This is a genomic window from Erwinia sp. GW821-FHT03D09, assembly GCF_059420805.1.
The window spans coordinates 74,091-87,379 of record NZ_JBWKUK010000015.1; the positions used below are offsets into that span (position 1 = coordinate 74,091).

Here is a 13,289-nt window from a genome sequence, read left to right on the forward strand (position 1 = left end):
ACTTCAGGAGTGTCGGCATGGCCAACATTGAGATCTATACCAAAGCAACCTGCCCTTTCTGCCATCGAGCCAAAGCGCTGCTGGACCAGAAAGGCGTAAGCTATCAGGAGATCCCGATTGATGGGGATGCCGATACGCGTGAAGTCATGATTAAACGCAGCGGCCGAACGACGGTTCCTCAAATTTTTATTGATGCACAGCACATTGGCGGCTGTGACGATCTCTTTGCGCTCGACGGCCGCGGCGGTCTTGACCCGCTGTTGAAATAGAACCGGGCGGAGCACGCACTGAGCGCGCATAGGCTGACTAACACTGCGGCACAATAACGGATTATTAACCCATAGGATTAAGTAACATGTCAGAACAAAATAACACCGAGATGGCTTTCCAGATCCAGCGTATTTATACCAAAGACATCTCTTTTGAAGCGCCAAACGCACCGCAAGTTTTCCAGAAAGAGTGGGAACCGGAAGTTAAGCTGGATCTTGATACCGCATCAACTCAGCTGGCTGACGACGTGTATGAAGTTGTGCTGCGCGTAACCGTAACGGCAACAGTCAACGACGAAGCGGCATTTCTGTGTGAAGTACAGCAGGCGGGTATCTTCTCTGTCAGCGGCATTGAAGGCACCCAGATGGCACACTGCCTGGGCGCGTACTGCCCGAATATCCTGTTCCCGTATGCTCGTGAATGCATCACCAGCCTGGTTTCTCGCGGTACCTTCCCGCAGCTGAATCTTGCACCGGTTAACTTCGACGCGCTGTTTATGAATTATCTGCAGCAGTCAGAAGGTGCAGCGCAGCAGCAGGATGCTTAATGCGTAGCTCTCATGCTTCCATGAGCGTCATCGGTGCCGGCTCGTACGGCACCGCCCTGGCGATTACGCTTGCCCGTAACGGCCACGAGGTGGTGTTGTGGGGACATAATCCTCAACACCAGGCGCAGCTACAGTCCGATCGCTGCAATACCGCTTTCCTCCCCGATGTGCCTTTCCCCGATACTCTGCAGATTGAAACCGATCTGGCTAAAGCAATTGCTGCCAGCCGAGATTTGCTGGTCGTTGTTCCCAGCCATGTATTTGGCGACGTTTTGCAGCAGATTAAACCACATCTGCGTGCCGACTCCCGTCTGGTGTGGGCAACGAAAGGCCTGGAGAAAGAAACCGGTCGTCTGTTGCAGGATGTGGCACGAGAAATTCTGGGCGACGCGATCCCGCTGGCGGTGATTTCCGGCCCGACGTTCGCTAAAGAGCTGGCTGCCGGTATGCCAACCGCGATTGCGCTGGCGGCGACTGAAAGCACTTTCGCGGATGAGATCCAGCAATTACTGCACTGTGGTAAAAGCTTCCGGGTATACAATAATCCTGATTTTATCGGCGTTCAGCTCGGCGGTGCGGTTAAAAACGTGATCGCTATCGGAGCGGGAATGTCGGATGGTATTGGCTTTGGTGCGAATGCCCGTACGGCGCTGATTACCCGAGGCCTGGCTGAAATGAGCCGCCTGGGTGCCGTGTTGGGAGCCGATCCCACGACGTTTATGGGCATGGCCGGCCTCGGCGACCTGGTGCTGACCTGTACCGACAACCAGTCGCGCAATCGTCGTTTCGGCATGATGCTGGGCCAGGGCGCGGATGTGGAGGGTGCACAGCAAACCATCGGTCAGGTGGTGGAAGGTTTCCGCAACACCAAAGAAGTCAGAGCACTGGCTGCGCGTTTTGGTGTCGAAATGCCAATCACCGAACAGATTTATCAGGTACTGTACTGTGGTAAAAATGCGCGTGAGGCAGCGTTGAGTCTGCTTGGGCGTACCAGAAAAGATGAGAACAGCGGTAGCTAAGATGGCATAACCGTGTCGTTGTCTGTTGGCGTCCTGGTGACGCCATTTTTAGTGGGGAGTGAGTTATGTCGTGTGCAGAACCTGAACTGATCTGGGATAACATCAAAACGGAAGCGCGTGCGCTGGCCGATTGTGAACCTATGCTGGCCAGTTTTTACCACGCCACCTTACTCAAGCACGACGATCTTGGCAGCGCGTTGAGCTATATGCTGGCTAACAAGCTGGCAAATCCGATTATGCCCGCGATTGCTATCCGTGAAGTTATCCAGGATGCGTATTTGCAGGACCCGTCGATGATCGTTTCCGCCGCCTGCGATATTCAGGCGGTGCGTCAGCGCGACCCGGCGGTTGATAAATACTCGACGCCGCTACTCTATCTGAAAGGGTTCCACGCACTACAGGCGCATCGCATTGGCCACTGGCTGTGGCATCAGGGCCGTCGTGCGCTGGCGGTATACCTGCAAAACGAAGTGTCCGTGTCGTTTGCCGTCGATATTCACCCGGCGGCGAAAATCGGCCGCGGTATCATGCTGGACCACGCCACAGGTATCGTTGTGGGTGAAACGGCGGTGATCGAAGACGATGTCTCTATTCTGCAATCCGTTACCCTTGGCGGTACCGGTAAAACCAGCGGCGATCGTCATCCGAAGATCCGTCAGGGTGTGATGATTGGCGCGGGCGCTAAAATTCTCGGCAATATTGAAGTGGGTCAGGGAGCGAAGATCGGCGCGGGTTCCGTTGTGCTGCAACCTGTTCCGCCGCATACCACCGCCGCTGGCGTTCCGGCGCGCATTGTCGGCAAGCCTAACAGCGACATGCCGTCAATGGATATGGACCAGCACTTTAATGGCATGGTGCCGGGCTTCGAATTCGGCGACGGGATCTAATCTCAACGCCTTAGCAGCGCACCCGCATAGTCCAACTGCCGCCAGGCTTCATAGACCACCACCGCAACGGCATTTGACAGGTTCATGCTGCGGCTGTCTGGCACCATCGGAATACGGATTTTTTGCTGTGCGGGCAGGGCATCCAGAATGCTTTCCGGCAGACCACGCGTTTCCGGGCCAAACAGCAGATAATCTCCATCCTGATAGTTTACCGCGCTGTGCGCAGGGGTTCCCTTGGTGGTCAGCGCAAACAGGCGCTCAGGCGCTTCTGCGGCAATAAACGCCTCATAGTTTGCATGATGCTTAATAGCGGTAAACTCGTGGTAGTCCAGCCCGGCACGGCGCAGTCTTTTATCATCCCAGGCAAAACCCAGCGGCTCAATAAGATGCAGATGAAAGCCCGTATTGGCGCACAGGCGAATAATATTGCCGGTATTTGGCGGAATTTCAGGTTCGAATAAAACGATATGTAGCATGAAACGGCCCTCTGATACGAGGGCCGAAGGATAGCAAATTATTCGTGCTGAGTGGTATACAGCGGCAGCCAGATAGTCAGCCGTAAACCGCCCAGCGGGCTGTCATCGGCTTTGGCCCAACCGTGGTGCTGCTGAATGGCATTTTCCACAATCGCCAGCCCCAGGCCGGTACCGCCAGATTCACGATCGCGGGCTTCATCGGTACGATAAAACGGCCGGAAAATCTGTTCCCGATCCTCAGGGCTGACGCCCGGGCCATCATCATCCACATGCACGGTGACGCCTTTTTTATCCACCGAGAAGCTGACCGAAATTTTGCTGTGTGAGTAGCGCAGGGCGTTACGTACGATGTTTTCCAGCGCGCTGTCGAGCGTGCTGGGGTTACCGTACAGCGGCCACGGACCTGGTGGATAAGGTACCTCCAGCGATTTGCCCATCTGTTCCGCTTCGAACTTCGCATCTTCCAGAACATCCGACCACAGGTGATTGGCCTTGATCGCCTCGCTGACCAGCGCATTTTTGTGCTGAGTACGCGAGAGCACCAGCAGATCGTTGATCATGCCATCCAGGCGCTGCGCCTCCATCTCGATACGCTCCAGCTCTTTGGCCTCACCGTGGCGGCGGCGCATCAGCGCAGTGGCCAGCTGTAAGCGCGTCAGTGGTGTGCGCAGCTCATGCGAGATATCGGATAGCAGCCGCTGCTGTGAGGTCATCATCCGTTCCAGCGCGCTGACCATCTGGTTGAAGCTGGCACCCGCCGCAAGGAATTCCTGCGGTCCTGCTTCCAGTTCCGGTCGCTGGCGCAGGTTCCCGGCGGCAACATCATCCGCGGCGTGTTTCAGTTTGCGTGCCGGTTTTGCCAGGCTCCATGCCAGCCACAGTAGTAGCGGTGAGCTGATCAGCATGGTGACAATGAGCAGCAGCAGCGGCCGGTCAAACAGCAGATTGATAAAATCGAGCTGTGAACTGCTGGCGGGACGGATCAGATACAGCTGATAGCTGTCTTCCCCATCGCGCACGGAGAACGGGCCGGCCATTTCCAGGCGGCCATATTTTTTCTTCTGCGGCTGATCGGAATTATCAGACTGGCCGATAAAGTTACGGATCACCTGCATTTCATTGTGCTGTGCGCCAATTACCCGACCTTCGCTGGTGACCAGCAACAAACGCTGGCCGGGGGGAGCCCACTTGTCAATTGCGCGAAACAGCCTGCGCCACCACATCAGGTCGTTGGGCGGGTCCTGTGCCAGCTCCGCCTCAACGTGCTGCTCAATCATGACTCCCTGCCGTTCTTCACTGTCCAGCAGTGGGGTCATCTGGCGGGAATCGAGCTTCGGCAGCATTAACACCAGCATCAGCACCAGTGCCAGCGTCAGCCAGAATATGGCAAAGATGCGGGTGGTCAGGCTGGATATCATGTTGCGGACACCATCAGATAGCCACGTCCGCGCAGCGTTTTGAACCACGGATGTTCGTCTTTACGCTCCGGCAGCTTGCGCCGCAGGTTTGAGATATGCATATCGATAGCGCGATCGAACGGAGTCAGCCGCTTGCCAAGCACTTCCTGGCTCAGATGTTCACGTGATACTACCTGGCCTAAATGCTGCGCGAGCAGGTAGAGCAAAGTGAATTCTGTTCCGGTCAGATCCAGCGTCACGCCGTCGAAGCTGGCTTCCTGTCGGCCCGGGTTCAGGCGCAGTAAATCCACCTCCAGGGTTGGCGAGCTGTTGTCGTGCTGCTGCTGTTGTTCACTCCAGTTGGAGCGGCGCAGAATGGCACGGATACGGGCGACCAGTTCCCGGTCGTTGAACGGTTTTGGCAGGTAATCGTCCGCACCCAGTTCCAGGCCGAGTACGCGATCCAGCTCGCTGCCGCGAGCGGTGAGCATAATCACCGGGGTCTGATGCTGCTGACGCAGTTCTTTCAGGGTATCAATACCGTTTTTCTTTGGCATCATCACATCAAGTAATAGCAGATCGACACTGCTATCCAGTAGCGCCAGTGCCTGTTCACCGTCACCGGCAACCAGCACATTGAAGCCTTCCATTTCCAGCAATTCTTTCAGCAGCGAAGTCAATTCGCGGTCATCGTCAACCAACAGGATTTTATTCATCTTTTATTGCCCTCCGCAGGCAAAATACCGTGAACGAACGCGCTCAATCTATGACTTTACGTAGTTTTACACCCCCTGACGCTTGTTTGCAGCAGGCCCCGTAGACTGAATCTCGTTGAATCGAAATACGGAAACAAACTTGGGAGTAAACGATGCGCAGAGTTACCGCCGTCGTTGCGGTTCAGGCGCTGGTGCTTAGCCTATCCACCGCATGGGCTGCTGACGTTACGACGAATGACGAGATGCATCACACTGATGGAGCAAGCAGCACATTCAGGCTGGGCCCGCAAAATCACATGTTTGATGGCATCAATTTAACGGAGCAGCAGCGTCAGCAACTACGAGATCTGATGCAGCAGGCACGGCGCGATCGTTCTCCTATAAGTATTAACGATTTAGAGCAGCTACACGAACTGATTATTGCAGATAAATTCGATAAGGCAGCTTATGAAGCTCAGGTGGAAAAAATAGCGCAGGCAGAGGTTGTACGCCAGGTTGAGATGGCCCGGGTACGCAACCAGATGTATCACCTGTTAACACCGCAGCAGCAGGCTGTCTTAGAACAGAAACATCAGCAGCGCATCAATGAATTGCGCCAGCTAACGAACTCGCAGCAGGCTTCGCCTCTGCAGGCAGTACGTAACAGCAGTAACCCGTAAAGTACCAGTACGTTCTATCCCTGTTTTTCCTTGCCATAGACACCATCCCTGTCTTCCCCCTCATGACGAGGGGGTCTTTTTTGCCCATCATCTTTTCATCTTTTTCCGCACATACTTGCCCGCAATACCCGGGGATTTCTTGTGCTCAAATCCGGTATACTGACGCTTCTTATCCTGCCGGAGTGCGTCATGAATCAACGCTATGCACGGCTGGTCAATGCGGCGGCGCTGGCAGCGACGATCCTTGCTTCGCTGTTGTTGATCATCAAAATTTTCGCCTGGTGGCATACCGGTTCGGTCAGCGTATTAGCCGCACTGGTTGACTCGCTGGTGGATATCGCCGCTTCTCTGACTAATCTACTGGTCGTCCGCTATTCGCTTCAGCCTGCTGATGCGGAGCATACCTTTGGTCACGGTAAGGCCGAATCGCTCGCCGCCCTGGCACAAAGCATGTTTATTTCGGGATCGGCCCTGTTTCTGTTCCTGACAGGGCTTCAGCATCTGGCCACGCCCGCACCGATGCATGCGCCACTGGTGGGGATGATCGTTACCGTTATTGCGCTGTTCTCTACGTTAATTCTGGTGACTTTCCAGCGCTGGGTCGTACGCCGCACCCACAGCCTGGCGATACGTGCCGATATGCTGCACTATCAGTCCGACGTAATTATGAACGGGGCGATACTGCTGGCGCTGGGCCTGAGCTGGTATGGTTTTCATCGTGCGGATGCGCTGTTTGCCTTAGGCATTGGCGTCTGGATTCTGTATAGCGCATTACGCATGGGCTACGAGGCAGTACAGGCGCTGCTGGATCGCGCACTACCCGATGAGGAACGGCAGATTATTTTGGAGATTATTGCGGCGAAATCCGGCATCCAGGGTGCGCATGACATCCGTACCCGACAGTCCGGGCCGACTCGATTTATTCAGCTCCATCTGGAAATGGATGACCACTTACCACTGGTTAAGGCACATCAGATAGCGGATGAGCTGGAGCAGGCTTTACTGATGCGTTTTCCTGGTTCTGATGTGATTATCCATCAGGACCCCTGCTCCGTAGTGCCGGTGGAACCAAAAAATAATTTTTAGCGGTAAATTGTCGTTAAATGAATCAGTTAGTTCTGCATCATATAAAACGTGAGTTACCGCAAAAAAAATAGGCAAATCTGGCCTGACCTGAATCAATTCAGCTAACAAGATTTGATATACTATCAGCTTAACTTAGTCGGTTAGCTCTTGTGCGCGCGTCCTGCCGCCCCGGCGTTCAGAATTCAACATTTGCATCAACAAGTTCAGAGGTTGTCATGATCAAGAAAATCGGTGTACTGACAAGCGGCGGCGACGCCCCAGGTATGAACGCTGCAATCCGCGGTGTCGTACGCGCGGCGCTGAGTGAAGGACTGGAAGTTTTTGGTATTTATGACGGCTATCTGGGCCTGTACGAAGATCGGATGGTGAATCTGGATCGCTACAGCGTATCGGACATGATTAACCGTGGCGGTACTTTCCTGGGATCTGCTCGTTTCCCTGATTTCCGCAAAGACGAAGTGCGTGCAGTAGCCCTGGATAACATGAGAAAGCGTGGTATTGATGCGCTGGTGGTTATCGGCGGTGACGGTTCCTATATGGGAGCTAAACGCCTGACTGAAATGGGCTTCCCGTGCATCGGCCTGCCTGGCACGATTGATAACGATGTTGCCGGTACGGACTATACCATCGGTTACTTCACCGCGCTGGAAACCGTAGTTGAGGCCATTGACCGCCTGCGTGATACCTCTTCTTCGCATCAGCGTATTTCTATCGTTGAAGTGATGGGCCGCTACTGTGGCGATCTGACGCTGGCGGCGGCAATTGCCGGTGGCTGTGAGTTTATCGTACTGCCAGAAACGCCATACACCCGTGAAGAGCTGCTGGCGGAGATTAAAGCCGGTATTGCCAAGGGTAAAAAGCACGCGATTGTGGCGATTACCGAGCATATCTGCGATGTGGATGAGCTGGCGAAATATATCGAAGCGGAAACGAAGCGTGAAACCCGTGCAACCGTGCTGGGCCATATTCAGCGCGGTGGGGCACCGGTTGCCTATGACCGTATTCTCGCTTCTCGTATGGGTGCCTATTCCATCGAACTGCTGCTGCAGGGCTACGGTGGCCGCTGCGTGGGTATTCAGAACGAGAAAATGGTTCACCACGACATCATTGATGCGATCGAAAATATGAAGCGTCCGTTCAAGGGCGACTGGCTGGATACGGCCAAAAAGCTTTACTGATAAAAAACAAGGCGCTGCGCTCCAGCGCCTTTTTTATGCAAAGTGTTATTCCATATGGTTATTACAGCTTCTTTTTAATTCTTTAATTCACAGTCTGCTTTATGTCACGCTCCTCCTCAGATTAAACCTTTGGGAGTGCGTGCAATGAAGAAGTGGAGTGTGGGAATTACCCTGTTACTGGCCTCAACCAGCGTGCTGGCGAAGGATATTCAGCTGCTGAATGTCTCTTACGATCCAACACGTGAACTGTATGAGCAATACAATAAAGCGTTCAGCGCTCACTATAAGCAGGAAACCGGTGACAATGTGGTCATTCGCCAGTCGCACGGCGGCTCAGGCAAACAGGCGACGTCGGTGATCAACGGGATTAAAGCGGATGTCGTGACCCTGGCGCTGGCCTCGGACGTTGACGCCATTGCGGAACGTGGGCGCATCGATAAAAACTGGATTAAACGCCTGCCGGATAACTCCGCGCCGTACACTTCCACCATTGTCTTCCTGGTGCGTAAAGGTAACCCAAAACAAATTCATGACTGGCCGGATTTGATTAAGCCGGGCGTCTCTGTGATTACTCCGAACCCGAAAACCTCCGGCGGCGCACGCTGGAACTATCTGGCAGCCTGGGGATGGGCACTGGATCAGAACAACGGCGATCAGGCAAAAGCGCAGGAATACGTGAAGTCGCTGTTTAAGAATGTTGAAGTACAGGACTCTGGCGCACGTGGTGCCACCAACACCTTCGTTGAGCGCGGGATTGGTGACGTGCTGATTGCCTGGGAAAACGAAGCGTATCTGGCGGTCAACAAACTGGGTAAAGATCAGTTTGAAATTATCACTCCGAGCGAGTCAATTCTGGCAGAACCGACCGTTTCCGTCGTGGACAAAGTGGTTGACGAGCGTGATACACGTAAGGTTGCCGACGAATATCTGAACTATCTCTATTCGCCGGAAGGCCAGACTATCGCGGCCCAGAACTTCTATCGCCCGCGTGATGAGGCGGTTGCCAGGAAATTTGCCAGCACCTTCCAGCCGGTGAAACTGTTCACTATCGACGGTAAGTTCGGTGGCTGGACGGCGGCGCAGAAAACCCACTTTGCTGAAGGTGGAACCTACGATCAGGTGATGAAGCGCTAAACGCCGATCGTGAGTAATGCAATCAGGGCCGACACTGTCGGCCTTTTTTCGTTTTCCCCTGTTGAAGGGAAACGTATTCATCGCAACGTTCCTCACCGCGGAAGCGCTCCCACCGATGATTTCACATGACCTTATCGCCCGCTTCGATTACATTGTGAACGATTATTGGCTGAGGTAATGATTGATGCATGGAAGAAAGCGCATAGCGATTTTTCTGGTGGTGATGATAGCGGCATCGGTTAGCGCTATCGCTTTGTATTTTAATAATAATGCCGATGCCTTATGGAATATTGTCAGCCAGCAGTGCGTGGTGGGTGAACGACAGAAAAACGATCCGGCTCCGTGCAGTCTGGTCAGTGAATCCGATGGCTATGTGGTACTGAAAGATCGCAACGGTCCACTGCAGTTTCTGCTGCTGCCGATCGCAAAAATAACCGGTATTGAGAGCCACAAATTATTGAGTCCGGCTACGCCGAACTTTTTATCCGAGGCCTGGCGCGCCCGGCACTTTATGGAAGAACGCCGCGGTTCGGCGATTAACGACCGGGTTTATTCGCTGGCGGTGAATTCTCAATGGGGACGAACGCAGAACCAGCTGCACGTTCATATTTCCTGCCTGCGGGCTGACATTCGCCAGCAGCTGGATGCACTCGATAGCACGCTGAATACACAGTGGCAGACCCATAAACTGGGTGAACATGATTACTTTATTCGGGCGATCTCCCGTGATGAATTTAAGCGCACCAGTCCTTTTCTCCGCATCGCCAACGAACTGCCCGACGCACGTGAAAAGATGGGAAGGTACGGTGTTGCCATTGCCGCGCTGAAAGAGGGGCGGCGAGCGTTGATGGTGGTGGAGCGTAACTGGCTTCTTTTTAACCGAGGTTCTGCGGAAGAGTTGCAGGATCATAATTGCGCCCTGCTGAAATAGTCAGGCCGGATCTCTCCGGCCAGCGAGTGTTATTTTCCGACCGGCTCCGGGTCATCTTTATACTGTGCGGTGGCAATCCATGCCGCGCAGAACAGCGTCAGACGGGCAAAGAAATAGAAGAACGCCATCAGCCCCAGTACGGAACCGAAAGCGGCACCGGACGGTGAGGAAGCCAGCTTCGGCAGCGTCAGGGTCATAATAAATTTAATCACTTCAAAACCAATCGCCGCCAGCAGCGTACCGCGCAGCAGCGCTTTCTTACGTGGCTTGTGGCGCGGCAGTATCCAGAAAATCCACAGAAACAGGAGATAGTTGGCAAATATGGAGATCGACAGAGCAATCGTCGTCATCGCCGGGCGCAGCCATTCGATATCTTCCAGCCCCAGTGTCCGCACGATCGTCGCCTGCGCGGCACCGGCAATTGAAGTTAACGACAGAGTAATAATCAGCGCCAGCACCAGCCCGGTCAGCGAGATAAAGTCGCGAGAATATTTGAACCAGACTTTTTCCTGATCCTGCGGTGTTCGTTCCCAGACGTCGCGGGACTGAGCGCGTATCGCTTCACGTAGATTACCCATCCAGCTGATCCCTGAGTATAAGGCCACCAATAGTCCGGTTATCCCGACCGTCGTACGCTGCTGAATTGCCGTATTTACCGTATTCTTTAACGTTGCCGACAGAGCGGGATCGCTAATGCTGCTGACGATCTTATCGATCAGTTCGGTCAGCAGATCCTGATTTGAGGCGAGTAAAAAGCCGACGGCGGCAAACGACACCATCAGGATCGGGATCAGCGAAAGAAATGAGAAGTAGGTAATCGCTGCGCCAAACTGGCTGCCAAGTCGATCGTTAAATCGCTCACTCGCACGAATAAAATGCGCTACCGCCGGAATGGTACGGAACCAGCTGACCAGCCGGGAGACTCGGGTGATGGATTTATCGACCGTATGACTCCCGGTTTTGATGTTGATCAGCGGTTTTTTCGCCGTGTCTGCCGCCTGGGGATCGTGCCGTTGAGTATCCGTCATGAATCCTTCTCTATCCTTTTGATTAATGTTTAATTGCAAATTATAGCCTGCCAGTCAGGCAACGTAGCGTTTCAGCGCCTGGCTCAGCCATTCAATAAACACCTGAACCCGTCGAGCCTGATTACGACGATGCGGCCAGAGCAGTGACAGCTGCATCGGGCATGCCGGGAAGTGTGGCAAAATCTCCACCAGTTTTTTTTCTTTCAACGCGCTCTGCACGCCAACGCGCGGTACCTGAATAATGCCCAGGCCGGCCAGGCAGGCTGAGCGGTAGGTTTCTGTGCTGTTCACGGTGACCGCGCCGCCGGTTTTGATCAGCGTGATGGTTTTACCATCAAAATATTCAAAGCCGCCCGACTGAACGCCGAGCTGCTGGCTGTAATGGACCATTGCATGCTGGGACAAATCCTTCAGCGATTCCGGTGTACCGAAGCGCTCAAGATAGTCAGGACTGGCGCAGTTAATCAGCGGCAGATGGCCCAGCGGCCGCGCGACCAGCCCGGAATCTTCTAAAATTCCCACGCGAACTACACAGTCGAAGCCTTCGCGCACTACATCCACCCGGCGATCGCTGCTGCTCAGCTCCAGTTCAATTCCGGGATAGTGTTGAAGGAACTCGGGGAGCAGTGGAATCAGATAGCCGCTGGCCAGGCTGACCGGCATGTCTACCCGCAGCCGACCGCTAAGCGTGGCCGGATCGTGCTGGAACATCGAATCCATTTCCTCCAGCGTTGCCAGCACATCGCGGCAGCGTTCGAAGTAAATCTGACCGTCCTGAGTCAGCTGCACGCGCCGTGTTGTCCGGTGCAGCAGGCGCGAGCCAAGGCTGTTTTCCAGTGCCTGGATTTGCCGTGAAAGGCTGCCTTTAGGCAATCCGAGGCTTTCTGCAGCACGGGTAAAACTCTGTATTTCCGCCACCCGTACAAACACTTTCATTGTGTGTATTTTATCCATTTTCTCTCTTATTGTTGTTGTGAATGGAACAGTGAAGCGTAGTTAACGCTATTTATAGTTTATAAGAGCAGTAATATCCTGTTTTTTGTCCACAGCCCACTCTCTGGAGAAACAAATGAGCGAGAAAATTGCACTGATCACCGGCGGCAGCCGCGGTTTAGGCCAAAATGCAGCGTTAAAACTGGCAGAAAAAGGGATTGATATCATTCTCACCTGGCACAGTAAAGAGCAGGAAGCGCAGGCGGTTCTCACGAAAATTCAGGCCCTGGGCGCGCGCGCAGTGGCGCTACAGCTGGATGTGGGCGATAGCAGCAGCTTTGATGCCTTTGCCGGACGCGTGTGGGAAACGCTGCAAAAAGTATGGCAGCGCGACAGCTTTGATTACTTATTCAACAATGCGGGAACAGGTCTTTACACACCGTTTGCCGACACCACCGAAGCACAGTTTGACCACCTGGTGAACGTTCATTTCAAGGGACCATTCTTCCTCACTCAGAAGCTGCTGCCGCTGATCGCCGACGGCGGGCGTATTCTGAATGTTTCAAGCGGGCTGGCGCGCTTTACACTGCCGGGCTCCGGCGCTTACGCGGCAGTTAAAGGGGCGATGGAAGTACTGACGCGCTATCAGGCCAAAGAGCTGGGCGCGCGTGGGATTGCGGTCAACATTCTTGCCCCGGGTGCTATCGAGACGGATTTCGGCGGCGGTCGGGTGCGTGATGATGCGGCAATGAATGCGGCGATTGCTGCGCAAACCGCGCTGGGTCGCGTCGGCCTGCCGGATGATATCGGCAACGCTGTTGCTGCTCTGTTGAGCGAAGAATGCCGCTGGGTCAACGGCCAGCGCATCGAAGCGTCAGGTGGTATGTTCCTGTAATTCGCCTGATTACGATTCACTATCGCGGCCGGGAGCGCAGCATCTTTGGCAAGCAAGCAAGCAAGCAAGCAAGCAAGCAAGCAAGCAAGCAAGCAAGCAAGCAAGCAAGCAAGCAAGCAAGCAAGCAAGCACG

The 13,289-nt window shown here is 54.2% G+C and carries 15 protein-coding genes; 10 read left to right on the top strand and 5 right to left on the bottom strand.

Features of this window, described 5'->3' with window-relative positions:
* The first annotated feature begins 17 nt into the window (after positions 1 to 17).
* From grxC to cysE, 4 genes are all read left to right on the top strand, one after another.
* A complete protein-coding gene (gene grxC / locus AC07U6_RS15870; protein WP_105594458.1) occupies positions 18 to 269 on the top strand; it encodes a glutaredoxin 3 in 252 nt (83 codons plus the stop codon).
* A gap of 86 nt (positions 270 to 355) precedes the next feature.
* The gene (gene secB, locus AC07U6_RS15875) at positions 356 to 817 is read left to right on the top strand and encodes a protein-export chaperone SecB (RefSeq protein ID WP_105594459.1); all 462 of its coding nucleotides are present in this window, start codon (positions 356 to 358) and stop codon (positions 815 to 817) included.
* Positions 817 to 1,836, top strand: a complete 1,020-nt coding sequence (gene gpsA, locus AC07U6_RS15880; protein ID WP_494764295.1) for an NAD(P)H-dependent glycerol-3-phosphate dehydrogenase — start codon at positions 817 to 819, stop codon at positions 1,834 to 1,836. Before secB ends, gpsA begins: the two co-directional genes overlap by 1 nt.
* Positions 1,837 to 1,901: 65 nt before the next feature.
* A complete protein-coding gene (gene cysE, locus AC07U6_RS15885; protein ID WP_494764294.1) occupies positions 1,902 to 2,723 on the top strand; it encodes a serine O-acetyltransferase in 822 nt (273 codons plus the stop codon).
* A gap of 2 nt (positions 2,724 to 2,725) precedes the next feature.
* On the opposite strand, the gene trmL is transcribed toward cysE, so the two are convergent.
* From trmL to cpxR, 3 genes are read right to left on the bottom strand one after another with little or no spacing between them, the layout of a single operon-like run.
* Positions 2,726 to 3,199, bottom strand: coding sequence for a tRNA (uridine(34)/cytosine(34)/5-carboxymethylaminomethyluridine(34)-2'-O)-methyltransferase TrmL (gene trmL / locus AC07U6_RS15890; RefSeq protein WP_494764293.1), 474 nt, complete (start codon positions 3,197 to 3,199; stop codon positions 2,726 to 2,728).
* Positions 3,200 to 3,237: 38 nt separating this feature from the next.
* A complete protein-coding gene (gene cpxA / locus AC07U6_RS15895) occupies positions 3,238 to 4,617 on the bottom strand; it encodes an envelope stress sensor histidine kinase CpxA (RefSeq protein ID WP_494764292.1) in 1,380 nt (459 codons plus the stop codon).
* Positions 4,614 to 5,312, bottom strand: a complete 699-nt coding sequence (gene cpxR / locus AC07U6_RS15900) for an envelope stress response regulator transcription factor CpxR (RefSeq protein WP_105594464.1) — start codon at positions 5,310 to 5,312, stop codon at positions 4,614 to 4,616. Before cpxR ends, cpxA begins: the two co-directional genes overlap by 4 nt.
* Positions 5,313 to 5,464: 152 nt before the next feature.
* Here cpxR and cpxP point away from each other — a divergent pair, with 152 nt between their 5' ends.
* The 5 genes from cpxP to AC07U6_RS15925 all read left to right on the top strand — a co-directional run bounded on the left by cpxP (position 5,465) and on the right by AC07U6_RS15925 (position 10,300).
* Positions 5,465 to 5,971, top strand: a complete 507-nt coding sequence (cpxP, locus tag AC07U6_RS15905) for a cell-envelope stress modulator CpxP (RefSeq protein ID WP_494764291.1) — start codon at positions 5,465 to 5,467, stop codon at positions 5,969 to 5,971.
* Positions 5,972 to 6,160: 189 nt separating this feature from the next.
* Positions 6,161 to 7,057 carry a CDF family cation-efflux transporter FieF gene (gene fieF, locus AC07U6_RS15910; protein WP_494764290.1) on the top strand — a complete coding sequence of 299 codons (897 nt, stop codon included), beginning with the start codon at positions 6,161 to 6,163 and terminating at the stop codon, positions 7,055 to 7,057.
* A gap of 215 nt (positions 7,058 to 7,272) precedes the next feature.
* The gene (gene pfkA / locus AC07U6_RS15915; RefSeq protein ID WP_205067569.1) at positions 7,273 to 8,235 is read left to right on the top strand and encodes a 6-phosphofructokinase; all 963 of its coding nucleotides are present in this window, start codon (positions 7,273 to 7,275) and stop codon (positions 8,233 to 8,235) included.
* 144 nt (positions 8,236 to 8,379) lie between these two features.
* Positions 8,380 to 9,369, top strand: a complete 990-nt coding sequence (locus tag AC07U6_RS15920) for a sulfate ABC transporter substrate-binding protein (protein WP_494764289.1) — start codon at positions 8,380 to 8,382, stop codon at positions 9,367 to 9,369.
* A 184-nt stretch (positions 9,370 to 9,553) separates the two neighbouring features.
* Positions 9,554 to 10,300: a CDP-diacylglycerol diphosphatase gene (locus tag AC07U6_RS15925; protein WP_494764288.1), complete on the top strand. Its 747-nt coding sequence runs from the start codon at positions 9,554 to 9,556 to the stop codon at positions 10,298 to 10,300.
* Positions 10,301 to 10,329: 29 nt separating this feature from the next.
* Here AC07U6_RS15925 and yhjD read toward each other — a convergent pair whose 3' ends face one another.
* Together yhjD and AC07U6_RS15935 are read right to left on the bottom strand one after the other, a co-directional pair.
* A complete protein-coding gene (gene yhjD, locus AC07U6_RS15930; protein WP_494764287.1) occupies positions 10,330 to 11,328 on the bottom strand; it encodes an inner membrane protein YhjD in 999 nt (332 codons plus the stop codon).
* A gap of 54 nt (positions 11,329 to 11,382) precedes the next feature.
* Complete coding sequence (locus AC07U6_RS15935) at positions 11,383 to 12,282, bottom strand: LysR family transcriptional regulator (protein WP_494764286.1); 900 nt, start codon at positions 12,280 to 12,282, stop codon at positions 11,383 to 11,385.
* 115 nt (positions 12,283 to 12,397) lie between these two features.
* Between AC07U6_RS15935 and AC07U6_RS15940 the strand changes: the two genes are divergently transcribed.
* Positions 12,398 to 13,156 (top strand): SDR family NAD(P)-dependent oxidoreductase, encoded by a 759-nt coding sequence (locus AC07U6_RS15940; RefSeq protein ID WP_494764285.1) that lies wholly within the window; start codon positions 12,398 to 12,400, stop codon positions 13,154 to 13,156.
* Positions 13,157 to 13,289: the final 133 nt, after the last annotated feature.